A 25,365-nucleotide genomic window follows, 5' to 3' on the forward strand; every position below is an offset into this window, starting at 1 on the left:
GGCTAAGGCGCACGTGAAGGACTTAGGGCATAAAGGTGCTTGCCTTGATGCTTACAGCGCCTATGAAATCGAGCGCCGCCCGCGCGGCGCTTCGCAGCACAAGGCTGCTCCTACATTTGTTTTGTGCCAATGAGGCCTGTGGTATTGGCGCGCGACAAAGGGGCCGCGCGCTCTGGTACAAGCGGGACTGGCCCGAAACAGATGTGGGAGCGGGCTTGCCCCGCGAAGCGCCGCGCGGGCGGCGCTCGGTCTTGCAGGCGCAGAAAATGCTGTGGCGAGCACCTGGCAGCCCAACCCAATCGCAAGACAAACACCCATAAAAAAAGGAGAGCCAAAGCTCTCCTTCTTCATTAACGACCCTCAGCCATCAACCAATGGTCATCAGGCTCGCATTACCCCCCGCAGCAGCAGTATTCACACTCACCGCCCGCTCGATTACCAAGCGCTCCAGCGCAATCTGGTGGTCGCCGCTGGACAGCCCGTGCACACCGACGATCGCCCCGGCACGCTTGGCCACTTGCTGGCACAGGCTACGCAGTTGGTCCGAATCGCCATGGTGGATCACGGCGTCGAACGCCACTTCATCCTTGTTCCAATCCGCTACCAGCTTGACCTTGGCCTGCAGCTCTTTCGGCAGGCGGGCGCGCAGGGCTTTGCCCGGTTCGCCGTCAGCCCATACCGCCGAGCTGCCAACCGCCAAGACGGCAGCAAACTGCGCCAGCAGGTCGGCTTCGTTGTCCGCCAGGCACAGCACGTGCTCGCGCGGCAGGATGGTGTAGCTGTTGCGCTCGCCGGTCGGGCCTGGCAGCAGGCGGGCGATGCCGCTCTGCGACTGGCCGGCAAACTGGGTGCACAGCGCAGCCAGGTCGGCCTGCTGGTTGCTCTCGGCCCAGGCCTTGAGGCTGTGCAGCGGCTTGATCAGCTGCTCGTGCAGGGTGCGGTCAGGCTTGCCTTCGCCATCCTGCTGCTGGAAGTGACGGCCAATGGCGTCGGCCGGGCGGGTCGACAGCAGGCGGTACAGGTACAGCGGGCCGCCGGCTTTCGGGCCGGTACCGGACAGGCCTTCACCGCCGAACGGTTGCACGCCGACCACTGCGCCAACGATGTTGCGGTTGACGTACATGTTGCCGGCGTTGGCGGTTTCCACCACTTTGGCGATGGTCTCGTCGATGCGGGTGTGCACGCCGAGGGTCAGGCCGTAACCGGAGTTGTTGATCTGCTCGATCAGTTGGTCGAGGTTGCGGCGGTTGTAGCGCACCACGTGCAGCACCGGGCCGAAGATCTCGCGCTTGAGTTCGTCGAAGCTGTCCAGCTCGATCAGGGTTGGCATGACGAAGGTGCCGCGTTTGACCTCGGCCGCATCGGCGATGGCAACCTGGTAGACCGAGCGGCCTTTTTCACGCATGCCCTGGATGTGCTTCTCGATGCCAGCCTTGGCTTCGGCGTCGATCACCGGGCCAATGTCCACGGCCAGGCGGTCCGGGTTGCCCAGGCGGCTTTCGGCCATGGCACCCTTGAGCATCTCGATCACACGGTCGGCGGAGTCTTCCTGCAGGCACAGCACGCGCAGAGCCGAGCAGCGCTGGCCGGCGCTGTCGAAGGCCGAGGACACCACGTCGATCACCACCTGCTCGGTCAGGGCCGAGGAGTCGACGATCATCGCGTTCTGGCCGCCGGTTTCGGCGATCAGCGGGATCGGGCGGCCCTGGTTGTCCAGGCGGCCGGCGACGTTACGTTGCAGCAGACGGGCCACTTCGGTGGAACCGGTGAACATCACGCCTTTGACGCGCTCGTCACCGACCAGGCCGGCACCGACCGTCTCGCCGCGGCCTGGCAGCAGTTGCAGGACGCCTTCCGGAATGCCGGCTTCCAGCAGCAGGCGCACGGCCTGGGCGGCAATCAGTGGGGTTTGCTCGGCGGGCTTGGCCAGTACCGGGTTGCCCGCGGCGAGTGCAGCGGCGACCTGGCCGCTGAAGATTGCCAACGGGAAGTTCCACGGGCTGATGCACACCACTGGGCCCAATGGGCGGTGGGCGTCGTTGCTGAAGTCGTTGCGGGCTTGCACCGCGTAGTAGCGCAGGAAGTCCACGGCCTCGCGCACTTCGGCGATGGCGTTGGCGAAGGTTTTACCGGCCTCGCGGATGAGCAGGCCCATCAGCGGCTGGATCTCGGCTTCCATCAGGTCGGCGGTGCGCTCAAGGATCGCAGCGCGCTCGGCGGGTGGGGTGGCCTGCCAGATCGGTGCGGCGTTGAGGGCGCACTGGATGGCGTTGTCGACGTCGGCAACCGTGGCTTCCTGGACGTGGCCGACCACATCGCGGTGGTCCGCTGGGTTCAGCACCGGCACAGCAGCCGATTCGCTGGCGGCGCAGGCCAGCAGCGGGGTGGCTTTCCAGTCGTTGTGGGCAGTGGCCAGCATGGCGCAGGACAGCGACGCCAGGCGGTGTTCGTTGGCCATGTCGATACCGGCCGAGTTGGCCCGCTCAGTGCCGTACAGGTCACGCGGCAACGGGATGCGCGGGTGTGGCAGGCCGATGCCGCCTTCCTGGGTGGCCATGCGCTCGATGCTGGCGACCGGGTCGGCAACCAGCTCCTGGATGGAGATCGAGTGGTCGGCGATGCGGTTGACGAACGAGGTGTTGGCGCCGTTTTCCAGCAGGCGACGAACCAGGTACGCAAGCAGGGTCTCGTGGGTGCCGACCGGTGCATAGACACGGCACGGACGGTTCAGCTTGCCGTCGGAAATCTTGCCAACCACTTGCTCGTACAGCGGCTCACCCATGCCGTGCAGGCACTGGAACTCGTACTGGCCGGGGTAATAGTTCTGGCCGGCGATGTGGTAGATGGCCGACAGGGTGTGGGCGTTGTGGGTGGCGAACTGCGGGTAGATGGCTTCGGGCACGGCCAGCAGTTTGCGTGCGCAGGCAACGTAGGACACATCGGTGTACACCTTGCGGGTGTAGACCGGGTAGCCTTCCAGGCCTTCGACCTGGGCGCGCTTGATTTCGCTGTCCCAGTAGGCGCCTTTCACCAGGCGGATCATCAGGCGATGGCGGCTGCGCTTGGCCAGGTCGATGACATAGTCGATCACATACGGGCAGCGCTTCTGGTAGGCCTGGATGACGAAGCCAATACCGTTCCAGCCTGCCAGCGAGGGTTCGAAGCACAGGCGCTCGAGCAGGTCGAGCGACAGCTCCAGGCGGTCGGCTTCTTCGGCGTCGATGTTCAGGCCGATATCGTATTGCTTGGCCAGCAGGGTCAGCGACAGCAGGCGCGGGTACAGCTCTTCCATCACGCGCTCATACTGGGCGCGGCTGTAGCGCGGGTGCAGGGCCGACAGCTTGATCGAGATGCCCGGGCCTTCATAGATGCCGCGGCCATGCGAGGCTTTGCCGATCGAGTGGATCGCTTGCTCGTAGGATGCCAGGTACTTCTGTGCGTCGTGCTCGGTCAGTGCGGCCTCGCCGAGCATGTCGTAGGAATAACGGAAACCCTTGGCCTCGAAACGGCTGGCGTTGGCCAGGGCTTCGGCGATGGTTTCACCGGTGACGAACTGCTCGCCCATCAGGCGCATGGCCATGTCGACGCCCTTGCGGATCATCGGCTCGCCGCTTTTGCCGATGATACGGGTGAGCGACGAGGTGAGGCCGGATTCGTTATGGGTGGACACCAGCTTGCCGGTCAGCAGCAGGCCCCAGGTGGCGGCGTTGACGAACAGCGATGGGCTATTGCCCAGGTGCGGCTGCCAGTTGCCGGTGCTGATCTTGTCGCGGATCAGCGCATCGCGGGTGCCCTTGTCTGGGATGCGCAGCAAGGCTTCGGCCAGGCACATCAGCGCCACGCCTTCCTGGGACGACAGCGAGAACTCTTGCAGCAGGCCCTGGACGATGCCTGCGCGGCCGCCAGCGCTCTTCTGGTTGCGCAGTTTTTCGGCGATGCCGGCCGCCAGTTTGTTGGTGGCCTCTGCCAGTGGCGCGCTCAGGCGAGCCTGCTCCAGCAGCATCGGAATGACTTCCTGCTCAGGGCGGCGGTAAGCGGCGGTGATGGCCGAGCGCAGTACCGATTGCGGCAGGATGCTCTCGGCGAATTCGAGGAAGCATTGGTGAGCATGGTCCGGCTGGACTTCGCCAGCATCGTCGACCAGGTTGCTGGCATGACCGTTGAGTTCGGTCAGGGTGGCACCACCCTCGAGCTTCTCCAGGTAATTGAAGATCGCTTGCTTGATCAACCAATGCGGCGTGCGGTCGATGGACTGCGCAGCTGCTTTGAGTCGCTCACGGGTAGGGTCATCGAGTTTGACCCCAAGGGTGGTCGTCGCCATTTCTTATCCTCATTATTGCCACGGCTGTGGCCTAAGCTGACGCCAAGAGTAGCTGTAGGGCAATTCAGGTGCAACCAGGTGCAACCCGATTTTTTTACGGAAAAGGTGCAACTCGTCCGGCGAACATTCCTACACTTAATTAAAGGTTGTTTCTGGGGCGATTTAGTCTGAAAAATCCCGTTTTTGCTCCAAAAAGGAGCAAGAACGAGGCTTTAACTGAAAATGCATGAGTAGGTGCAACTTGAAACGGAAAAAGGGTTGCACCCTGTTTGCGATGTTGCATAGCATTCGCCACCTGGGTGCAACCGCCACGTTGTGGTTGTGCATGAAATAACAACAAACGCCAGGGCACACGCATGGGCAATCCACTAACGATCACCTTTGTGATCTATATCGCTGCGATGGTACTGATCGGCTTCGCCGCGTATCGCGCCACCAATAACCTTTCCGACTACATCCTGGGCGGTCGAAGCCTGGGCAGCGTGGTCACTGCGCTCTCTGCCGGTGCGTCCGACATGAGCGGCTGGCTGTTGATGGGCCTGCCGGGCGCCATCTACTTCTCCGGCCTGTCCGAAGCCTGGATCGCCATCGGCCTGACCGTCGGCGCCTACCTGAACTGGCTGTTCGTTGCGGGTCGCCTGCGGGTGCAGACCGAGCACAACGGCGATGCCTTGACGCTGCCGGACTACTTCTCCAGCCGCTTCGAAGACCAGAGCGGCCTGCTGCGGATCATCTCGGCCATCGTCATCCTGGTGTTCTTCACCATTTATTGCGCGTCGGGCATCGTCGCCGGTGCGCGTCTGTTCGAAAGCACCTTCGGCATGCCGTACGAGACGGCCCTGTGGGCTGGCGCTGCCGCCACCATCGCCTACACCTTCGTCGGTGGCTTCCTGGCGGTGAGCTGGACCGACACCGTGCAGGCTTCGCTGATGATTTTCGCGCTGATCCTCACCCCGGTGATCGTGCTGATCTCGACCGGTGGCTTCGACACCACCTTCCTGGCCATCGAAGCGCAGAACCCGGCCAACTTCGACATGTTCAAAGGTGCCACCTTCATCGGCATCATCTCGCTGATGGGTTGGGGCCTGGGCTACTTCGGCCAGCCGCACATCCTGGCGCGCTTCATGGCCGCTGACTCGGTCAAGTCGATCGCCAAGGCCCGTCGCATTTCCATGACGTGGATGATCCTGTGCCTGGCCGGTACCTGTGCCGTGGGCTTCTTCGGCATCGCCTACTTCTCGGCCAACCCTGATCTTGCGGGCCCGGTGACCGAGAACCACGAGCGTGTGTTCATCGAGCTGGCGAAGATCCTGTTCAACCCATGGATCGCGGGCGTGTTGCTGTCGGCCATCCTGGCGGCGGTGATGAGCACCCTGAGCTGCCAGCTGCTGGTGTGCTCCAGTGCCCTGACCGAAGACTTCTACAAAGCCTTCCTGCGCAAGGGTGCTTCGCAGCGTGAACTGGTGTGGGTCGGCCGCCTGATGGTGCTGGCGGTTGCCCTGATTGCCATCGCCATGGCAGCCAACCCGGAAAACCGCGTGTTGGGCCTGGTGGCCTACGCCTGGGCGGGCTTCGGTGCGGCCTTTGGTCCGGTGGTGCTGATCTCGGTACTGTGGAAAGGCATGACCCGTAACGGCGCCCTTGCCGGTATCGTGGTGGGTGCGTTGACCGTGATCCTGTGGAAGCAATTCGACACCCTTGGGCTGTACGAAATCATCCCAGGCTTCCTCTTCGCCAGCATCGCCATCGTCGTGGTGAGCAAGCTGGGTAGCCCGTCGACGGCGATGGTTCAGCGCTTCGAAACGGCTGATGCGGCGTATCACGCTGACAAGTAATACCCGTTGAACAGGCGGCGCCCGCGAAGCAGGCGCCGCCGATCGACAGCCAGGCCTGACTCCGCCTGCAAGGCAAGGTAAACTTGCCACCCCCGCAGGAGTTGCCATGAACTATCGTCACGCCTTCCACGCCGGCAACCACGCCGACGTCCTCAAGCACATCGTGCTGACCCGCCTCATCGCCCTGATGTCGCGCAAGGAGCAGCCGTTCGCCTATATCGATACCCACGCAGGCCTTGGCCTGTATGACTTGCAGGGCGACCAGGCGACCCGCACCGGTGAATACCTCGAAGGCGTTGCCCGGTTGTGGAACCGCGACGACCTGCCGGCCATGGCAGGCGATTACCTGCGCATCATCAAGCGCCTCAATGCCGATGGCGAGTTGCGTTACTACCCAGGTTCGCCAGAGCTGGCCCGCCGCCTGATGCGTCAGCAAGACCGCGCCCTGCTCAACGAGAAGCACCCCGAAGACGGGCCGCTGCTCAAAGAGAACATGAAGAAAGACCCACGCGTCTTCGTTCACCTCGGCGAGGGCTGGCATGTGCCGCGCGCCCTGCTGCCGGTGCAGGAAAAGCGCGCGATCATGCTGATCGACCCGCCGTTCGAGCAGGCCGATGAGCTCAAACGCTGTACCACCTCGATGAAGGAGGCGATCGGCCGCATGCGCCAAACCGTCGCGGCCATCTGGTACCCGATCAAGGACCAGCGCTCGCTGACCCGCTTCTATCAGGACCTCACCAGCACTGGCGCGCCCAAGTTGCTGCGCGTGGAGTTGTATGTGCACCACCAGGACAGCCCGCAGGGGCTCAACGGCTCTGGCCTGGCCATTGCCAACCCACCGTGGGGGCTGGAGGAAGAGCTGAAGGAACTGCTGCCCTGGCTCGCCAAAGAGCTGGCGCAGACGGCGGGTAGCTACCGGATGGACTGGCTGATCGCCGAGTAAAGCGGTTCCCCAGCTGGCCTTATCGCCGGCAAGCCGGCTCCCGCAGGTACGGCGCTGCTCTTAGGGGCTGCGCCGTACCTGTGGGAGCCGGCTTGCCGGCGATAGGGCCAGTTGGAATTGTTTGCGTTATAATCTCGCCCTTTAGCCGCCATCCGCCCACGAGGCCGCTGGCGCATCTCTACCGAAAGAAGAGGCTAATCCCTTGGCATTGACGATTCTTGGCCTGTCCGGCGCCCTTAGCCATGACCCTTCCGCGGCCCTGTACATTGACGGCAAGCTGATTGCCGCCGCCGAAGAAGAGCGCTTCGTGCGTGACAAGCATGCGAAGAACCGCATGCCCTACGAGTCGGCGAAGTTCTGCCTGGAGCAGGCAGGCATCAAGCCATCCGACGTCGACGTGGTAGCCATTCCGTTCGCCCCGATCAGCCTGTTCGGCAAGGCCCGCTGGCACTATGCCAAGCGCTACTGGTATGCCCCGGACCGCGCCCTCGACGCGATCCTGATGGGCAACCGTCGCTACAAGCGCTACCGCAAGAAGATCGTCTGGTGCCTGGAGCAACTGGGCTTCGACCCGAAAAAGGTCAAGATCGAACCGGTCGAGCACCACCTGGCTCACGCCTCCAGCGCCTACCACTGCTCGGGTTTCAAGGAAAAGACCGCGATCCTGGGTATTGACGGTAAGGGCGAGTACGCCACGACCTTCTTCGGCTATGGCGAAAACGGCAAGATCCACAAGATCAAGGAATTCTTCGACCCGGACTCCCTGGGCGGCCTGTATGGCGCGATCACCGAGTTCCTCGGTTTCGAAATGCTCGACGGCGAGTTCAAGGTCATGGGCATGGCGCCGTACGGCGACGCCAGCAAATATGACTTCTCGCGCCTGGCCAGCTTCGAGAACGGCGAACTGGTGATCAACACCGAATACGCCAACGTCATCGGCCTGCGCCGCTATAAAGAGAAGGGCAAGGGTTTCTACTTCTCGCCGAAGCTGATCGAGTGGCTGGGCCCCAAGCGCGAAGGCGACATCGCCGACGAGCCGTACATCCACTACGCCGCCAGCATGCAGGCGCTGTTCGAGAAGCTGGCCCTGCAGATGATCGACCATTACCTGGGCGATACCTTGAAGCAGACCGGCAAGCTGGCCTTCGCCGGCGGCTGCGCGCTGAACGTCAAGCTCAACCAGAAGATCATTGCTCGCCCGGATGTGAAGGAGCTGTTCGTTCAGCCTGCTTCCGGTGATGCCGGTACTGCGGTGGGTGCCGCGGCCTATGTGTCCCATGCCCGCGGCGTGCCGGTCGAGAAGATGGAGCACGTCTACCTCGGCCCGTCGTACTCCAACGAGGACGTGATCGCCGCCTGTGCCCGTCACCCGGACCAGCCGAAGTGGCGCAAGCTCGACAATATGCCCGAGCAGATCGCCAAGATCATGGTCGACGGCAACCCGGTGGCCTGGTTCCAGGGCCGCATGGAATTCGGCCCGCGCGCCCTGGGTGGTCGTTCGATCATCGGCTGCCCGAGCGTAGAAGGCGTGGCTGACCGCATCAACCACCAGATCAAGTTCCGCGAGCGCTGGAGACCTTTCTGCCCGTCGATGCTCGACACCGTCGCCCCGCAGATGATCAAGGTCGATCACCCGGCGCCGTTCATGACCTTCACCTTCGAAGTGGCTGAAGAGTGGAAAACCCGCGTACCGGAGGTGGTCCACGAGGACGGCACTTCGCGTGCCCAGGTGCTCAAGCGCGAATACAACCCGCGTTACTACGACATGATGAAGGCGCTGGAAAACCTGACCGGCAACGGCGTGTCGCTGAACACTTCGCTGAACCGTCGGGGTGAACCGATGATCTGCTCGCCGACCGATGCCCTGAACATGTTCTTCGGCTCGGACCTGCAGTACCTGATCATGGAAGACATCCTGGTAGTGAAGGACGGCGCGGCCGCGTATGACCAGCCGCTCTGAACCGCGCATCCTGCAGTTCTGCCATGGCTATGACGGGCCGTTTCTGGACTGTGCCCGTCAGTACGCCAGCCTGTTTCAGGGGCGTGGCTACCAGGTCACCACGGTGTTTCTCACCGGCGCCGCCGACCCGCAGGTCGCGGCCGGCTGCGCGTCGGACGAGGTGCTGTTCCTGGAGTTCAGCTCCAAGGCTGTGCGTGGGCTGAAGCTTGGCGCCATCCGTGCTTTGCGGCGGATTGCGGCTGAGCGCCATTTCAGTTTCTGCATCGCCCACCGGTTCAAGCCGATCTATGTCGCCTTGTTGGGCACTGGCCTGCCGGTGATCGGTGTGCACCACGCCTTTGGCGACTATCAGCGCAAAGGGCGGCGGCTGTTTGCCAACCTGTTCAGCAAGCGCCTGAGCCTGCTCGGCGTTTCCGATGCGGTGCGGGACGACATGCGCCGCTGCCTGCCCGCATGGCCGGCTGAGCGTATCCAGACCCTGTACAACCGTATCGACATCGAGGCCCTGCAGGCTGCATTGGTGCCTCGGGACGCAGCGCGCGAGGCACTTGGCCTCGACCCTCAGGCGTGGATCGTCGGCAACGTCGGCCGCCTGCACCCAGACAAAGACCAGGCCACGCTGTTGCGCGGTTTTGCCCAAGCGCTGCCGGGGCTGCCTGCTGGCGCGCGCCTGGCGATACTGGGCAAAGGCCGCCTGGAAGCCGAGCTCAAGGCACTGGCTGACGAGCTGGGTATCGCCGCGCAAGTGGACTTCCTTGGCCAGGTGCCGGATGCCCGCCGTTATTTCACCGCGTTCGATGTGTTCGCCTTGAGTTCGGACCACGAGCCGTTCGGCATGGTCCTGCTTGAAGCCATGGTGGCGGGCGTACCGGTGCTGGCCACGGCCTGCGGCGGTGCCCGCGAAGTGGTCGAAGGTGTGGGTGTGCTGTTCCCGCTCGGTGACGCTGGGCAGCTGGCCCAAGGCCTGAAGCACATGGCCACGCTGGATGAGCAGCAGCGCGAAGCGTGCGCCGAGCACATGCTGCAACGCCTGCACCAGCGCTTTTCTGACCCGGCGGTGCGCGAGGCCTTCTGGCAGTTGCCGCAGGTGCGTGCCCTGGTGGCGCAGGCGTGATGCTCAATCATATCCAAGCCTTCCGCGAACGCGGCTGGCAAGTCATCGACGCCAACGCGTATGCCGAAGCCTGGGCACGTTTTGGCGGCAGCGTGGCCACGCACCCGCTGGTGGTCGAGCAGTTGGCCGAGCTGGCGCAAATTCCCGTGCGCTACCTGGGTTGGCTGCAAGGCGGCGAGCTGAAGGCAGCGATCCCGACGTGGGGGCGCCACCTGGCGCTGTCCAAGGACGTGCTCAAGCGTGCGGGCAAGAAAGGCCTGTTCGACCTCGGCAACGCCGAGATCATCCTGCCGGCCGCCGCCGATGCTGGCGCGCCACTGCGCCATGCCGCGCGTTACCTGTCCGAGCTGAACCAGGGCCGCTTCACCGGGCTCAAGGCGCAGACCGAGCAGTTGGCCATGGCCCGTGCCCACGAGGACCTGTCGAAGAAGTTTCGCTACAACCAGCGCCGCGAGTTGCGTTTGCTGGAAGAGGCGGGCGGGGTGGTGCGGCCGATCAGTGACTTTGACGCCGGCCAGATTGCCGCCATGTACCGTGACCTGTTCCAGCGTCGCTGGGGCTTCCCGGCCACCGGTGCCGAGCGCATTGACGAGGTGCTCGAGCGTTTGCGCGAGTTGTTGATTGGTTCGGTGCTGTTGCTCGACGACAAGCCCATCGCGATTCAGTTGGTGTATCGCGTCGAGGCGCCCGAGTGGATCAGCGTCGAGTATGTCAATGGCGGTGTCGACCCGGAAACCAAGGCGTTCAGCCCCGGTAGCGTGCTGAGCTTCCTGAATACCCAGGCGGCCTGGGAAGACGCCCGGGCGCGTAACAAACCCCTGCGGTTCTCGTTCGGTCGCGCCGACCGCGAGTACAAGGACCGCTGGTGCAACCCCGTGCCGGTGTTCCAGGCGTGAGCCGCAAGCAGCAGTTGCTCAAGCGCCACCGGCGCAACAAGCGCCTGGGCCTGCTTGCAGGCCTGCTCGTGCTGATCGGGCTGGGTGTATTCACCTGGTGGTGGCTGCCGCTGTTGTTGCTGCCGCTGGTGTGGGCCGCCCACGAGGCCTGGTTCGCGGACCACCTGTTCTACGCGCCCACCGAGGACTATGCCTACAACTTCGGTGAGCAGGCCCGCGCAGCCTCGGCCAGCCTGCAAAACGGCCTGTTGAAGGCCGACGCAGCGCTGCAAGGCGACGAAACCCTGGTCCTGGAGCTGCGGGTAAAGAGCACCTGGTTGGGGCGGTTTCTCGACCCGCGGGTGGAGCTGTTGGCGGATGAGCTGACGGACCGGCAGGCGTTCGAGCGCGGTGTCGACGGGGTTCGATTCCTCAACCTGACCGGCCTGGCCGCGCGGCTCCAGGCCGGTACGCTGCGTATGCGTGGCCGCCATTGCCGGCTGCAGGGCGAACCGCGCCTGTGGATTACCCCCAGCGTCGAGTTGCAGCGCCGTCGCGTGATGGTCATTGCGCCCCATGCCGATGACGCTGAGCTGGCAGCTTATGGCCTGTACAGCCAAGCCGACGAAACCTGGGTGGTCACCCTGACTGCCGGCGAAATCGAAGCCGAGCACTATCAACAGATGGGCTTGGGCAAAGCCGAGGCGGCGCGCCTCAAAGGCCGTTTGCGTGCCTGGGACAGCATTGCCGTGCCGCGCTGGGCGGGCGTGCCGGAATCGCGCTGTGTGCAGTTGGGCTACTTCTGCCTGCAACTGCCGGCCATGCAGGCCGCGCCGGATGTGCCGGCCGCTTCACGCGAAGCCGACATGGCCGATATCCGCCCGTTCCGCCAGTTCAACCCATTCGCGCTGCCCGCCGACAGTGATGGTGCGCCGACCTGGCACAACCTGCTGGCTGACCTGCGCGCGTTGCTGGCCATGGCCCAGCCTGAAGTGCTGGTCATGCCGCACCCGCAACTCGACCCGCACCCCGACCATATCTGTGCCCAGGCGGCCGTGCTGGAAGCCTTGCAGGGCCTGGAGTGGCAGCCGCAAACGCTGCTGTGCTATGCCAACCACCTGCATGACAACGACCGCTGGCCAATGGGTGACAGCGGCGACGGTGTGGCCTTGCCGCCGCAACTGAGTGCCGACCAGCCGTGGGCGCCGTGCGCGCTGGTGCTGGGCCTGCCGACCCAACACGACAAGGCCATGGCCCTGGGCATGATGCACGACCTGCAGCCCCCGGCGCCGTTCAAGCGCCGCCTGCGCCGCCTGTTGCAACGCTGGCTGGCCGGGCGCCGGCCGTCGCCCTATGGCGAGAACGAATTCTTCCGCAAGGCCGTGCGCCGACATGAACTGTTCTGGCGGCGTGAGCTGTAGGCGCGCCCCCTGGTTGACCGCGATGGCGCTGAGCGCCCAAGGAACGCAATGAAAGTCTTATTTCTGGTGCAGAAGGAACAGCGGGCGATCCTCGACCGCCTGTACGATGGCGTCGCGGCCAACTGCGAATGTGACCTGCGCTGGCTGACCAGTGAAGACCAACGTAACCTGCGCCGCTACTTCAAGCGTGAAGTGCAGGTGGAGCGTTATGACCGCATCGTGTTCTTCCTGCGCTTCAAGCAGGAGATCCGCCAGGTGGCGTTCATCCAGACGGTGCCTAACCTGGTCATCCTCGAGCACGACGCCTACCAGAACTACATCCCCTGCAAGTACACCGGCAAGTTCAGCGCGCATTACCGCAAGCTGCCGTGGGCGCGGGTGATCAGTTCGGGTTACATGGTCAGTGAGCGCCTGCGCCAGGAAGGCTTTGACGCGGTATTCGTGCCCAAAGGCTACGATGAGCACCTGCTGACCGACCAAGGCCGTGAGCGCGACATCGAACTGGCGTTCGTGGGCAGCACCAACAGCGTTGCCTACAGTGGGCGCAAGGCGCTGCTGGACGAGTTGGGGCGGGTCGAGAACCTGGTAGTGACCCGCACCAAGTCGGGCGAGGACTACTGCAACACGCTCAACCGTATTCGTTTCTTCGTCAGTGCCGACGTCGGCATGGGCGAGTACATGATCAAGAACTTCGAAGCCATGGCCTGTGGCTGTGTGTTGCTGGCGTTCGACCAGGGCGAGGAAGAAAACCGCGCCCTGGGCCTGCAAGACATGCACAACGTGGTGTTCTACGACAGCATTCCGACCCTCCAGGAAAAGCTTGGCCGTTTGCGGGCCGACCCTGCGCTGGCACAGCGGATTGCAGAAAATGGCCGCCATCTGGCGGTTTCCCGTTTCAGTTTCGGTGAAGTTGGACGTAGCATCGTCGACCACATGCGCCCTGCGCTCAGGCCTCATCCGCCGTTGTCTGCCTGGCAGCGGCTACGCCTGAAGCTGGGTATTTAAAAAGAGCTTTCGTGCCTACGGAGCGGGCGCTGGAAGTCGATTGTCGCAATGCGGAGGGAGTCCGGTGCGCTTTTCAAATGAGAGTGACGTCACGCTGGTCGTGACAAGTTGTGGGCGGTTCGATCTGCTCAAAGATACCCTTGAGAGTTTCGATCGCTACAACACCGCGCCCATTCGCGAAGTCTTCATCACCGAAGATTCAGGTGACGAGGCCGTGCATGGGGCAGTGCCGGAGCACTGGAAACCGCACTGCACGGTGTTCGTCAACCGGCCAAAACTGGGCCAGCTGCCGTCGATCGACCTGGCTTATAGCCACGTCAAGACGCCCTACATCTTCCACTGCGAGGATGACTGGCATTTCTATCGGCAGGGCTTTGTCGAAGATTCCCGGGCCATCCTGGAGGTCAGCCCCAACCTGCTGCAGGTCTGGCTGCGCAGCCATGCCCACGACCTGGCCGTGCACAGCCCCTACATCCACCTGGGCGATCGCCAGGTGATCGCGGGCGTGCCGTGCTACCCATTGCTGTCCGAGAAGGCCGACTGGCAAGCGTTTTCGCTCAACCCCGGCCTGCGCCGACTGAGCGATTATCAGCGCTGTGCGCCATTTGCCGCCTATGCTGGAGAAAAGGCGCTTTCCCGTCGCTATTCAGAGTTAAATCTGACAGCGGTCACCTTGGAGGGTGATGCAGTATTGCACACAGGATTTGGTAATCACGTGACCTTGCCGGTAGAAGTAGAGCGCAAGGCCAAACGTCGTCAACGTGATCGAATAAAGCTGGCATTGACGCTGGTGGCGGGTGCCGTAATCGGCATGGGTATCACCATTTTTGTTCAATGAAGTCGCAGTCCCACCTGACTTGAGCGGGAGAGGGGCGCTAACCCCATGAACATCGTCAATATGATGTGGGCAGGCGGTTCGCCGTACATGTCCATCCACAAGGTTCATCGACAGGTGCTGTCTCATGCGGGCCCCGATGCCAGGATCAGCAACTGGCTGCTATTAGGCAGCGGGCTTTGCTGTGGGCTCGGTTCGACCCGGGAGTGGCACATGCCACCGCGTGCGCTCAAGGGCCGGCACCTGTGGCGCCTGCTGCGCCCGTGGCTGCGCATGCGGCTGCGCAAGGCGCTGGCCGAGGCTCAGGCCGAAATCGTGCTGCTCGATGGTGTCGGCGTCGCCCGGCTGGTGCTGCCGCTGTTGCAGCAGATTCCCAACGTACGCGCCAAGGTGCTGTTCCATGGCAAGACACGGCTGACGGCAAGCGACATCCGCTTGTTGCGCACGCTGCCCGCCGAGCGCCTGAGCATTGCGGCGGTTTCCCATACGCTTGCCGAAGCCCTTGAACGTGATCTCGGCAGGCCCGTACAGACCCTGCGCATGGCGCTGGACCCACGGGCGTTCGTCGAGCCGCTGTTGAGCCGCGAGCAGGCCCGGCAAGCGCTGGCGTTGCAGCCCGGCAATGGGCAGGTGTTGGGTGCAGTGGGGCGGCTGGTCGAAAGCAAAGGCTTTGAAATGCTGATCGAGGCGTTTGCCAAGGCCGCTATCCACAAGCCTGATCTGCAACTCGCAATCATCGGTGAAGGCCCCTTGCATGCCGTGCTGCAAGCGCGCATCGACGAGTTGGGCCTGGCCGGGCGGGTGCACCTGTGCGGTCACCGTGAAGACCTACAGCAGCTCTACCGCGCGTTTGACTGGCTACTGGTGCCTTCGCGGTCAGAAGGCTTGGGGCTGGTCGTGCAAGAGGCGGTGATGGCCGATGTGCCGGTGGTCTGCAGCGACCTGTTGGTCTTCCGTGAGCAGTTGCTGGACACCGGTGGCTACCTGCCAATTGCTGACCAGTCAGCCTGGGCCGCGGCGATAGAGCGCTGCAGCGTGCCCGGCGCCACAGCGCTGGCTGCCCGGCAACGCCAGGCATTGGCGCCGGAGCAGGCCTGGCAGGCTTTCCAGAACGGGTCGCAAAGCCTGCTGCGCAGTTGAGTGTCAGCGGGCCAGCAGGGCGGCCTCGAAGTCGGCGAGGGGGAACCGGTCACCCAGGTTCTCCCGCTGAATGTAGTTCACCATGTGCTGCACGTTGCGCCGAATCATGCGTGCAGACAGCGGCGGGCGCAGGAAGCGCATGTCGGCCACGTCGATCAAGCCCAGGCGCTGGTCGGGGGTGACCACGACATTGCCCAGGTGCAACGAGCGGAAGTAGACACCGCTGCGGTGCAGTTGGCGGATCAACTCGATCAACCGCGGCAGGTAAGTGTCCCAGCTGAAGTCAGCGTCGCGCGACATCTGCAGCAGCGTGCGCCCAGGCAGCGGGCGGTACAGCACCGCCGTTCTGCCGGGCAAGTCAAGCTTGTGCTGGCTGATCACCTCGAGGGTAGGAATGCCCAATTGCGCCAGGCGCGCGGCGTTGTCGACGAAGCGCTGGGAATAGGGGCGCAGCAGCGCAGATGAAATCAGTCGCTTACGACGAAAAACCTTGAGGAAATTACCATTCTCGAGCAGGTAGACTTTGGCGCCATGGCTGTCTGCCTCTAGCACCTGTGCGCCTAGTGTCAGCTGATCGAATTCGACCTGGGTGAGCCGGGAGCATTGCATGAATAGGGCCTTGTCGTCTGGCGAGCAAAATGACCGGCAATAATGCCGAAAATAATGCGGTAGCACCATGGATGGTGTCTTTGATTCATCGGGGGAAAGGATGTTGTATGAAAAAAACTGGGCGCGCGCCTGGTTAGGATTGGGTCTGGTCTGGTTCTTGGCGGCGATTGCGCTGGCGCCCAGCAATAAGCTGTACCAGCAAGGGCTGGTGCTGTTCTTGTGGTTGCCGACGTTGCTGTTGGCGTGGTCTGCCCGGCAGGTGCTGGCTGAGGCTTGGCGGCGCCAGCCGGCCTTGTGGGCGAGCGTGCTGCTGTTGCTGGCGTGGAGCGGGATCAGTTTGGCCTGGTCGCCGTCCGAGGAACCCGGGCGCGAAATCAAGCGGCTGATTTATATCCTGGTGTTTCTGATGGCATTCCCGCTGTTGGCGCAGCGTGGTCAGCGGCGAATTCGCCACTTGTTGGCGTTTGGCAGCGGCTTGCTGGGCCTCGCCGCGCTGATCTCGATCATCAACTTCTATGGTGTGCAGGGCAACCCGCTGCCGGTACGGCTGGGGGGGATCGGCGAGATTTCGCACCCGATCCTGGGCGCTTATGTGATTGGCGCTGCCGCGCTGCTGCTGCTTTACCAACCGCCGCGTCATCGCGGCCTGCAGTTGGCCTGGCTGGTGGCGCTGGCCTGCCTGGGGGCCTTCGCGGTGCTTAGTCAGAGCCGTGGCGCGGTGCTGGCCCTGGTCATCACTGTGGTGCTGGCGCCGCTGTGGTTCCGCGACCGCCACAGCCGGCTGTTCGCCATCCTCGCCATGATCGCCACCGCTGCGGCCTTCTACACCCTGTTCAGCCTGATCGCCGAGCGCGGCTCATCGTACCGCCCGGAGATTTTCCATGCGGTGCTGAACATGATCGCCGCCCACCCTTGGACTGGGCTGGGGCTGGGCGCGGCGTACGATGTGAACGCCGTTGGCCTGCACTTCGACCATACCCACAACATGTTCACCCACGTTGCCGTGGAAATGGGCCTGCCCGGCATGCTGCTGTGGGTGGCCGTGTGGCTGTACACCCTGGCTGAAATTGTCCGGGCACGCGGCACGCTGTTCGGCAAGATCCTGCTGTGCTTCTGGGTTTACTCGACCCTGGCCATGCAGTTCGATGCCGCCAGCCTCACTGGTACGCCGCGTGCAGAGTGGTTCATCAGCTGGCTGCCGGTCGGCCTGGCCATGATGTTGCCTTGGGGGCGTGCCGAAAATGACGCCTGTGGTAAAATTTCCGGTTCAACCTGAACAGCGAGCTCGATGATGGCCGAAACACCGCGAACCGCGGAGCATACCTCCAGCCTGAAGATCTACTTCCGGCTGCTGAGCTACGTGAAACCCTATGCCGGTATTTTCCTGCTGAGCATCGTCGGTTTCGTGATCTTCGCCTCGACCCAGCCGATGCTGGCCGGGATCCTCAAGTATTTCGTCGATGGCCTGAGCAATCCGCAAGCGGTGTTGTTCCCTACCGTGCCTTACCTGCGCGACCTGCAGCTGCTGCAGGCGGTGCCGCTGCTGATCATCCTGATCGCGGCCTGGCAGGGGTTGGGCTCGTTTCTGGGCAACTACTTCCTGGCCAAGGTTTCCCTGTGCCTGGTGCATGACCTGCGTGTCGAGTTGTTCAACAAGTTGCTGGTGTTGCCCAACCGCTACTTCGACAACCACAACTCGGGGCACCTGATCTCGCGCATCACCTTCAACGTGACCATGGTCACCGGCGCTGCGACCGACGCGATCAAGGTCGTGATCCGCGAAGGCCTGACGGTGGTCTTCCTGTTCGCCTACCTGCTGTGGATGAACTGGCACCTGACCTTGGTGATGGTTGCCATCCTGCCGGTGATTGCGGTGATGGTCAGCGTTGCCAGCAAGAAATTCCGCAAGCAGAGCAAGAAGATCCAGGTGGCCATGGGCGATGTGACCCACGTCGCCTCCGAGACCATCCAGGGCTATCGCGTGGTGCGCAGCTTCGGCGGCGAGGCTTACGAACAGCAGCGTTTTGGCCGCGCGAGCCAAAGCAATACCGACAAGCAACTGCGCATGACCAAGACCGGCTCGCTGTACACGCCGATGCTGCAGTTGGTGATCTACACCGCCATGGCGGCCTTGATGTTCCTGGTGCTGTACCTCCGTGGTGACTCGACCGCCGGTGACCTGGTGGCCTACATCACCGCGGCTGGCCTGCTGCCGAAACCGATCCGCCAGCTGTCCGAAGTCAGCTCGACCATCCAGAAGGGCCTCGCCGGTGCAGAAAGCATCTTCGAACAGCTCGACGAAGAGCCCGAGGTAGACACGGGCACCCTTGAGAAGGCGCAGGTAGAAGGCCGTCTGGAAGTGCGTAACCTCAGCTTCACCTACCCCGGCACCGACCGTGAGGTGCTGAGCGATATCAGCTTTGTTGCTGAACCGGGGCAGATGATTGCCTTGGTAGGCCGCTCCGGCAGCGGCAAGTCGACCCTGGCGGCGTTGATTCCGCGCTTCTATCACCACGACAAAGGGCAGATTCTGCTCGATGGCGAGGAGATCGAGAACTATCGCCTGCGCAATTTGCGTCGCCATGTGTCCCAGGTCACCCAGCACGTCACCTTGTTCAACGACACGGTCGCCAACAACATCGCCTACGGCGACCTGGCCGGTGCACCGCGCGAGGACATCGAGGCGGCGGCTGCCGATGCCTATGCCAAGGAGTTCGTCGACAAGCTGCCGAAGGGCTTCGATACCGAGGTTGGCGAGAACGGCGTGTTGCTGTCCGGCGGCCAGCGCCAGCGCCTGGCGATTGCCCGCGCGTTGCTCAAGGACGCGCCACTGCTGATCCTCGACGAGGCGACCTCGGCGCTGGATACCGAGTCCGAGCGGCATATCCAGGCCGCACTGGATCACGTGATGGAAGGGCGGACCACCTTGGTCATCGCCCACCGCCTGTCGACCATCGAGAAGGCCGACCTGATTCTGGTCATGGACCAGGGCCGCTTAGTAGAGCGCGGTACCCATGCCGAGTTGCTTCAGGCGAATGGCCATTATGCCCGCCTGCATGCGATGGGCCTGGATGAGCCGGCCAAGGCCGATATCACCTGAACCTCTTTGATCGGGGCCTCGCCGGCCCCGATTGTCACCGGAATTTTCAAGGGCCCGATCTGGCCATAAAGCCGTCGCTTACCCTGTGCTAATATCCTGCCCCTGTTCATTATTTTCATATGGGTTGCCCATGAAGTTGTCCATGCCGCGTTTCGATCAAGCCCCGGTACTGGTGGTCGGCGATGTCATGCTCGACCGCTACTGGCATGGCGGTACTTCGCGTATCTCGCCTGAAGCGCCAGTCCCGGTGGTCAAGGTCGATCAGATCGAGGATCGCCCCGGCGGCGCGGCCAACGTTGCCTTGAACATCGCCGCCCTGGGCGCACCGGCGTCGCTGATTGGTGTCACCGGCCAGGACGAGGCCGCCGACAGCCTGGCCAACAGCCTGCAAGCTGCAGGCGTGCGCTCGGTGTTCCAACGCATCGCGCACCAGCCGACCATCGTCAAGTTGCGGGTCATGAGCCGCCACCAGCAGCTGCTGCGTATCGACTTTGAAGAACCGTTTGCCACCGACCCGCTGTCGTTGGGCGCGGAGGTCGACAGCCTGCTCGATGGCGTCAAGGTGCTGGTGTTGTCCGACTACGGCAAAGGTGCCTTGAAAAACCACCAGAGCCTGATCCAGGCCGCACGCGCCAAGGGCATTCCGGTGTTGGCCGACCCCAAGGGCAAGGATTTTTCCATCTACCGCGGTGCCAGCCTGATTACCCCGAACCTCAGCGAGTTCGAAGCCATCGTCGGCCGTTGCGCCGATGAGGCGGAGCTGGTCGCCAAGGGCCTGCAGCTGCTGCTGGACCTCGACCTGGGCGCCTTGCTGGTCACCCGTGGCGAGCATGGCATGACCCTGCTGCGTACCGGCCAACCCGCATTGCACTTGCCGGCCCGGGCGCGTGAAGTGTTCGATGTGACCGGTGCCGGCGATACCGTTATCTCTACCCTGGCGGCAGCTATCGCGGCCGGTGAAGAACTGCCACACGCGGTTGCCTTGGCCAATCTGGCTGCGGGCATCGTGGTGGGCAAACTGGGCACGGCGGCAATCAGCGCGCCTGAGCTGCGCCGGGCGATCCAGCGCGAAGAAGGTTCCGAGCGCGGTGTGCTGGGCCTGGAACAACTGCTGCTGGCGATTGATGATGCGCGTGCGCACAACGAGAAAATCGTCTTCACCAACGGCTGCTTCGATATTCTGCATGCCGGCCACGTCACCTACCTGGAGCAGGCGCGGGCCCAGGGCGATCGGCTGATCGTCGCGGTCAACGACGATGCGTCGGTCAGCCGCCTTAAAGGCCCAGGCCGCCCGATCAACAGCGTCGACCGCCGCATGGCGGTACTGGCGGGGCTGGGCGCGGTAGATTGGGTGATCAGCTTCCCGGAAGGTACGCCGGAAAACCTGCTGAGCCAGGTGAAGCCGGATGTGCTGGTCAAAGGCGGCGACTATGGTATCGACCAGGTGGTCGGCGCCGACATCGTCAAGGCCTATGGCGGGACCGTGAAAGTGCTCGGGCTAGTTGAAAACAGCTCGACCACGGCGATTGTCGAGAAGATCCGCAAGCATTGATGTACCTGCGCACTGCGCGGTCGTTGTACCTGCGCACTGCGCGTTTGTTGTACCCGTACAACGCGCGGTCGTTGTACCTGCGCACTGCGCGTTTGTTGTACCCGTACAACGCGCGGTCCTTGTACCTGCGCAATGCGCGTTTGTTGTACCTGCACAATGCGCGGTCGTTGTACCTGTGCAATGCGTGGTCATTGTAGGAGCAGCCTTGTGCTGCGAAGAGGCCGGTGAAAGCACCATAGATTGAGGGTGATTTCACCGGCCTCTTCGCAGCACAAGGCTGCTCCTACAGGGCGCGCGCGTGAATTTATTTATTCAGCGACGTCCGCGCCCGCGCTAGCAGCGCCCGTGCCTTGTCACCAAACCGCTGCAGGTGTGAAGCCCGCCCTGGCTTGGCCTCTACCAAGCCCTGCTGCTTCACCCAATCCCGCCAGCGAATCCGCTCATCGGTGACCACCCAGCCTTCTTGCCGGGCAAAGCTCTCTGCCAAGTAAAGCCCGCGCGTGCTCGCCGGCACCAGCTCGTCCTTTTTCAGCGTATAGAGCTCGGCCAACGGTCGGCCTTCTTCCAATGGCATTAGGTACAGGTCTGGGCGCTTGCGATTCAGTCGGGCCACCAACTGGTCACCTTCCAGGCGTTCGTCGACATGGAACAAGCTGAGCTTTTTGGCGTCCTTGGGTACCTGCAGGCGCATGTCATAGATCAGTTGCAACGAGGCGGTCGGCAGGTGCACGTAAGCCCGTGGCCGCTCCAGCAGCATCAGCTTGCCGCAATGCACCGGCCGTGCCGCGCCAGACTCCGGCGTCAGCACAAAAGGCAGCGCTTCGCGGTAGTGCAGTGCGGCAGCGTAGGGCGCCGGTAGCCAGGTGTCGTTGAAGCGCCCCCCCAGCCAGCCTTCCGGTGTTTCCAGCAAACACTCCTCGGCCACTTCCTGGACGGCGGTGTGCAGCGGCAAGTTGAGCTCTTGAGCGGGGACGTAGCCTGAAATCAGCTTCAGCACCACGTCGCCACGGTCCTGGCGCCGCTGGCGCACCAGTACCCAGTAATCACGGTTTTGCCAATGCAGGGTCAGGCGTACCGAAACGCCCAGGTTGGCCAGCTCGGCCACGAAACGCTGTGTGTCGGGCAACTGGATGGCCCTGCGCCGCTGTTGGGTCTGGGCGAAGTTTAGCGGCATGCCGATGCTCTGGTAGACCAGGCCTTCGGCAGTTGCCTCGACATGCAGCGGCAGTGTCTTGAAGTTGCTCGGGTTCTTGCGGATCAGCGTACGCGGCACGAGGTTCCTCCTCCTGTCGGACGCCCGCGAGGGCGGCTCAATGCTGGCCCAGAATTCGGGCCACGGTGGCCACGTTATGGGCCAGGTGCAAGGGATTGATGGTGCCGACGATAGCACTGCTGACCCCCGGGTGGGAGAACAGCAGCTCGAAACTGGCCTGCACCGGGTCAACCCCAGGCGCCAGGCAGATGTGCCCGCTGGCCAAGGCTTTTTTAACCAGAATCGCCTTGCCGTGCTCGGCAGCGTAGTCCAGCACCGGGCGTTCTGCCTGCTCGTTCAGGTTGTAGGTGACCATGGCGCAGTCGCCCTGTTCCAGGGCTTTGAGGCCGCCGGCGACGGTCTTGCCGGACAGCCCGTAGCCGAGGATCTTGCCTTCCTGCTTGAGGGCGGCCAGTGTCTGGTAGACCTCTTGCTGTTCGAGGATGGCCAAGTCATTGCCGTCGGAATGCACCAACACCAGTTCGATGTGGTCGGTTTCCAGCAGGCGCAGGCTGCGTTCGACCGAGCGGCGGGTATGGGCGGCGCTGAAGTCGAAGTGGGAGAGCCCGTTGTCGAATTCTTCGCCGACCTTGCTGACGATCACCCACTCATCACGCTGGCCGCGCAGCAGCGGGCCAAGGCGCTCTTCGCTGCGGCCATAGGCCGGGGCGGTGTCGATCAGGTTGATCCCCAGTTCGCGCGCCTGGGCCAGCAGCATGCGGGCCTCGTCATCGCCGGGGATGGTGAAACCGGTCGGGTACTTCACGCCTTGGTCGCGGCCCAACTTGACCGTGCCCAGGCCCAGGGGCGAAACCGTGAGGCCGGTGCTGCCCAGGGGGCGATGGAAGTCGTGCAGGGTTGGCAGGCTCATGGCAGCAGTTGCTCCCAAGCAGGTACGCCCAGCGCAGGGCGTGGCAGGCCAGAGAGATCGGCTTGGGCACTGGGGCGTATGCCATCGCGCTCAAGCTTGGCGATTACCCGGTCGCTGAAGTCCGGGGCCAGCGCCAACTTGGTCGGCCAGCCCACCAGCAGGCGTTGCTGGTCGGCAATAAACGCGTTGTCCGGGCGTACCAGGCCCGACTGTGCCGGTTCGGCGCGGTCGACGCGCAGGGTGGCCCAGCGAATCTGGCTTTGGTCGACCCACGGCAGCAGGTTGCCGATTTCCTTTTGCGCTGCGGCAATCTGCGCGGCAGGCTCACGCGCCACGCCATCGGCCTCGGCCAGGTCGCCGCCGAGGTACCAGACCCACTGGCCATCCGCCGCCGGGTGGGTGGTAATGGTGACCCGTGGCTTGGGCCCACCGCCCAGGCAGTGTGCATACAGTGGCTTGAGGTTCGGCCCCTTGGCCATGACCATGTGCAACGGGCGACGTTGCATGGCCGGCTGGCTCAGGCCCAAGGCGTGCAGCACGTCTTCGGTGCCGGCGCCGGCGCTGAGCACGATACGTTGCGCACGGATTTCACGGTCGTCCACGCGCAGGCCAACCAGCTCATCGCCGTCACGCAGGGGTTCGATGCGTTCGCCGGCGAGCAGGCTGTCGCCGGCCAGTTCGGCCAGGTTGGCCAGCAGGCTGGGCACGTCGATGACCAGCTCGGCCAGGCGATAGACCTTGCCCTTGAAGTCGCGGTCCTGCAGCGCAGGTGGCAGTTGCTCACCCTTGACCTGATCGACGCGGCCGCGCACGGCCTTGCTGGCGAAGAAGCTGGTGAGGTTACCGGCCAAGGTGCCGGGGGACCAGAGGTAGTGCGCGTCGGACAGCAGGCGGGTCTTGCCTAGCGGCAGCTCACCGTCGCCCGCCAAGGCCTCGCGCCAGCGTCGCGGCATGTCGGCGATCGCTTCCGAGGCGCCGGTCAGGGCGCCGTGCAGGGCGTACTTGGTGCCGCCGTGGATGATGCCCTGGGACTTGATGGTCTGCTCGCCACCCAGGCTGGCGCGTTCCACCAGCACGGTCGAATAGCCCTGGCGGCGCAACCGGGCATTGAGCCAGAGGCCTGCGACCCCGGCGCCGACGATCAGCACGTCAGTGGAAATGGCGGTTGGCATGGCGGTACCTCGAAGACTGGGACAGCTGGCAAGTATACAGCCCGCATCAATGCCCGGCAGTTTTCGAAAACAGCTGAATCACAACCACCCCGCCAACGATCATCGCCATGCCCAGCATTGCGGGCACATCCAGCTTCTGCCCGTAGATCACCAGCGCTGCCACACTGATCAGCACAATCCCCAGCCCCGACCAGATGGCATAAGCGATACCCACCGGAATGCTGCGCACCACCAGGGTCAGCATCCAGAAGGCAATGCCATAACCGACCACCATCAACAGCAATGGCAACGGCGTGCTCAGGCCCTTCACTGCTTTCATGGAGGCAGTGGCGATGACTTCGGCGCAGATGGCAATAGCGAGGTAGGTGTAGGCGTTCATGGCAATTCTCCGGTGACTGGTCGGGCATTCTAGACGCCGCCTGGATGCGGTAAAGTCATTACCTATCACCGTGGGAGATAGGTTGATGGCGGAACACTGGAACCTCGACCAACTGCGCACCTTCGTCCGCGTCGTCGAGCTGCGCTCGTTCTCCGCCGTTGCCCGTGAGCAGCGCAAGGCGCAGTCGGCAATCAGCACTGCAATCGCCATGCTTGAAGCCGACCTGGGCGTGACCCTGTTCGACCGCAGCAGCGGCCGCCAACCTAAGTTGACCGAAAACGGTACCGCGCTGTTGGAGGACGCCCGTGAGCTGCTGCGACAATGCGAGCGCCTCGACGGCCGTGCCCTGGCCCTGATGCGTGGGCAGGAAGCCCTGCTGCGTGTCGCCCAGGACGAGGCCATGCCCTATCAACCGGTGATCGACAGCCTCGATGAACTGGCCAGCCGCTACCCGTACCTGGAAGTGCAACTGGCCAGCGGCGCCCAGGGCGATGTGGCGCGCAAGTTGGTGGAGCGGCGTGCTGACCTGGGCCTGTTCTTTCATCACGAAAGCATGCCGGCATCGCTGGAACGTCGTGCCTTGGGCAGTGTGGAAATGGTCACGGTGTGCGCGGTCGGCCATCCACTGGCGCAGCAGGCCAAGGTCAACCGCCAGCAGTTGGCGCGCCATCGCCAGCTATTGATCACCCCGCAACAGAGTGGCTACCCCGGGGGCGAGGCGATCAGCCCGCAGATCTGGCGTGCCGACAGCTTCTACGCCATGGCCGAGCTGCTGATGCGTGGCCTGGGCTGGGCGTGGTTGCCCCGGCACGTGGTGCAGTACCCCACTTACCAGGCGCACATGGTCGAGCTCGCCAGCGAGTGGCGGCCTCCGGCACTGGTCGTAGAACTGGCTTGGCGCCGTGACGAGCCATTGGGGCCTGCCGCGCAATGGCTGGCCGAGCGCTTTGCGGTGCACCTGCGCGCGATCGGGTAAACTTC

20 protein-coding genes are annotated in these 25,365 nt (G+C 63.5%); 14 read left to right on the top strand and 6 right to left on the bottom strand.

Features of this window, described 5'->3' with window-relative positions; all coding sequences use genetic code 11:
* Positions 1 to 367: 367 nt before the first annotated feature.
* Positions 368 to 4,321 carry a trifunctional transcriptional regulator/proline dehydrogenase/L-glutamate gamma-semialdehyde dehydrogenase gene (gene putA, locus AB7M33_RS11275; protein ID WP_454242850.1) on the bottom strand — a complete coding sequence of 1,318 codons (3,954 nt, stop codon included), beginning with the start codon at positions 4,319 to 4,321 and terminating at the stop codon, positions 368 to 370.
* Positions 4,322 to 4,677: 356 nt separating this feature from the next.
* Here putA and putP point away from each other — a divergent pair, with 356 nt between their 5' ends.
* From putP to AB7M33_RS11320, 9 genes are all read left to right on the top strand, one after another.
* Positions 4,678 to 6,156, top strand: a complete 1,479-nt coding sequence (putP, locus tag AB7M33_RS11280; protein WP_099430603.1) for a sodium/proline symporter PutP — start codon at positions 4,678 to 4,680, stop codon at positions 6,154 to 6,156.
* A gap of 106 nt (positions 6,157 to 6,262) precedes the next feature.
* Positions 6,263 to 7,099, top strand: coding sequence for a 23S rRNA (adenine(2030)-N(6))-methyltransferase RlmJ (locus AB7M33_RS11285; RefSeq protein WP_027592484.1), 837 nt, complete (start codon positions 6,263 to 6,265; stop codon positions 7,097 to 7,099).
* A 202-nt stretch (positions 7,100 to 7,301) separates the two neighbouring features.
* Positions 7,302 to 9,059 (top strand): carbamoyltransferase family protein, encoded by a 1,758-nt coding sequence (locus tag AB7M33_RS11290; RefSeq protein WP_027592485.1) that lies wholly within the window; start codon positions 7,302 to 7,304, stop codon positions 9,057 to 9,059.
* Positions 9,043 to 10,173 (top strand): glycosyltransferase, encoded by a 1,131-nt coding sequence (locus tag AB7M33_RS11295; protein ID WP_454242851.1) that lies wholly within the window; start codon positions 9,043 to 9,045, stop codon positions 10,171 to 10,173. Before AB7M33_RS11290 ends, AB7M33_RS11295 begins: the two co-directional genes overlap by 17 nt.
* Positions 10,173 to 11,069: an antimicrobial resistance protein Mig-14 gene (locus AB7M33_RS11300; protein WP_027592487.1), complete on the top strand. Its 897-nt coding sequence runs from the start codon at positions 10,173 to 10,175 to the stop codon at positions 11,067 to 11,069. The genes AB7M33_RS11295 and AB7M33_RS11300 overlap by 1 nt, the downstream gene beginning before the upstream one ends.
* Positions 11,066 to 12,469: a PIG-L deacetylase family protein gene (locus AB7M33_RS11305; protein ID WP_454244215.1), complete on the top strand. Its 1,404-nt coding sequence runs from the start codon at positions 11,066 to 11,068 to the stop codon at positions 12,467 to 12,469. Before AB7M33_RS11300 ends, AB7M33_RS11305 begins: the two co-directional genes overlap by 4 nt.
* A gap of 48 nt (positions 12,470 to 12,517) precedes the next feature.
* Entirely contained in the window at positions 12,518 to 13,474 is a 957-nt protein-coding gene (locus tag AB7M33_RS11310; protein WP_085272293.1) for a glycosyltransferase family protein, read from the top strand.
* Between the two features lie 64 nt (positions 13,475 to 13,538).
* Positions 13,539 to 14,312 carry a glycosyltransferase family 2 protein gene (locus AB7M33_RS11315; protein ID WP_027592490.1) on the top strand — a complete coding sequence of 258 codons (774 nt, stop codon included), beginning with the start codon at positions 13,539 to 13,541 and terminating at the stop codon, positions 14,310 to 14,312.
* 45 nt (positions 14,313 to 14,357) lie between these two features.
* Positions 14,358 to 15,449 (top strand): glycosyltransferase, encoded by a 1,092-nt coding sequence (locus tag AB7M33_RS11320; protein ID WP_454242852.1) that lies wholly within the window; start codon positions 14,358 to 14,360, stop codon positions 15,447 to 15,449.
* A gap of 3 nt (positions 15,450 to 15,452) precedes the next feature.
* On the opposite strand, the gene AB7M33_RS11325 is transcribed toward AB7M33_RS11320, so the two are convergent.
* Positions 15,453 to 16,058: a hypothetical protein gene (locus AB7M33_RS11325; protein WP_027592492.1), complete on the bottom strand. Its 606-nt coding sequence runs from the start codon at positions 16,056 to 16,058 to the stop codon at positions 15,453 to 15,455.
* A 100-nt stretch (positions 16,059 to 16,158) separates the two neighbouring features.
* On the opposite strand from AB7M33_RS11325, the gene AB7M33_RS11330 reads away from it, so the two are divergent.
* The 4 genes from AB7M33_RS11330 to AB7M33_RS11345 all read left to right on the top strand — a co-directional run bounded on the left by AB7M33_RS11330 (position 16,159) and on the right by AB7M33_RS11345 (position 20,907).
* Positions 16,159 to 17,334: an O-antigen ligase family protein gene (locus AB7M33_RS11330; RefSeq protein ID WP_454242853.1), complete on the top strand. Its 1,176-nt coding sequence runs from the start codon at positions 16,159 to 16,161 to the stop codon at positions 17,332 to 17,334.
* 15 nt (positions 17,335 to 17,349) lie between these two features.
* Positions 17,350 to 19,158: a lipid A export permease/ATP-binding protein MsbA gene (gene msbA, locus AB7M33_RS11335; RefSeq protein ID WP_027592494.1), complete on the top strand. Its 1,809-nt coding sequence runs from the start codon at positions 17,350 to 17,352 to the stop codon at positions 19,156 to 19,158.
* A 130-nt stretch (positions 19,159 to 19,288) separates the two neighbouring features.
* A complete protein-coding gene (hldE, locus tag AB7M33_RS11340; protein WP_027592495.1) occupies positions 19,289 to 20,710 on the top strand; it encodes a bifunctional D-glycero-beta-D-manno-heptose-7-phosphate kinase/D-glycero-beta-D-manno-heptose 1-phosphate adenylyltransferase HldE in 1,422 nt (473 codons plus the stop codon).
* A complete protein-coding gene (locus AB7M33_RS11345) occupies positions 20,710 to 20,907 on the top strand; it encodes a hypothetical protein (protein ID WP_454242854.1) in 198 nt (65 codons plus the stop codon). The genes hldE and AB7M33_RS11345 overlap by 1 nt, the downstream gene beginning before the upstream one ends.
* A 107-nt stretch (positions 20,908 to 21,014) precedes the next feature.
* Here the strand turns inward: AB7M33_RS11345 and AB7M33_RS11350 are convergent, their stop codons facing one another.
* The 4 genes from AB7M33_RS11350 to AB7M33_RS11365 are packed head-to-tail and all read right to left on the bottom strand — an operon-like array spanning position 21,015 to position 24,384.
* Positions 21,015 to 21,983 (bottom strand): hypothetical protein, encoded by a 969-nt coding sequence (locus AB7M33_RS11350; RefSeq protein WP_027592496.1) that lies wholly within the window; start codon positions 21,981 to 21,983, stop codon positions 21,015 to 21,017.
* A 37-nt stretch (positions 21,984 to 22,020) separates the two neighbouring features.
* On the bottom strand, positions 22,021 to 22,833 hold the full coding sequence (locus AB7M33_RS11355) for an aldo/keto reductase (RefSeq protein ID WP_085272294.1): 813 nt from the start codon (positions 22,831 to 22,833) through the stop codon (positions 22,021 to 22,023).
* On the bottom strand, positions 22,830 to 24,005 hold the full coding sequence (locus AB7M33_RS11360) for an NAD(P)/FAD-dependent oxidoreductase (RefSeq protein WP_027592498.1): 1,176 nt from the start codon (positions 24,003 to 24,005) through the stop codon (positions 22,830 to 22,832). The genes AB7M33_RS11355 and AB7M33_RS11360 overlap by 4 nt, the downstream gene beginning before the upstream one ends.
* Before the next feature lie 46 nt (positions 24,006 to 24,051).
* Positions 24,052 to 24,384 carry a DMT family transporter gene (locus tag AB7M33_RS11365; protein WP_008095055.1) on the bottom strand — a complete coding sequence of 111 codons (333 nt, stop codon included), beginning with the start codon at positions 24,382 to 24,384 and terminating at the stop codon, positions 24,052 to 24,054.
* Positions 24,385 to 24,469: 85 nt separating this feature from the next.
* Here AB7M33_RS11365 and AB7M33_RS11370 point away from each other — a divergent pair, with 85 nt between their 5' ends.
* The gene (locus AB7M33_RS11370; protein WP_085272295.1) at positions 24,470 to 25,360 is read left to right on the top strand and encodes a LysR family transcriptional regulator; all 891 of its coding nucleotides are present in this window, start codon (positions 24,470 to 24,472) and stop codon (positions 25,358 to 25,360) included.
* Positions 25,361 to 25,365: the final 5 nt, after the last annotated feature.

It is taken from the genome of Pseudomonas sp. Y3 TE3536, from assembly GCF_053629175.1.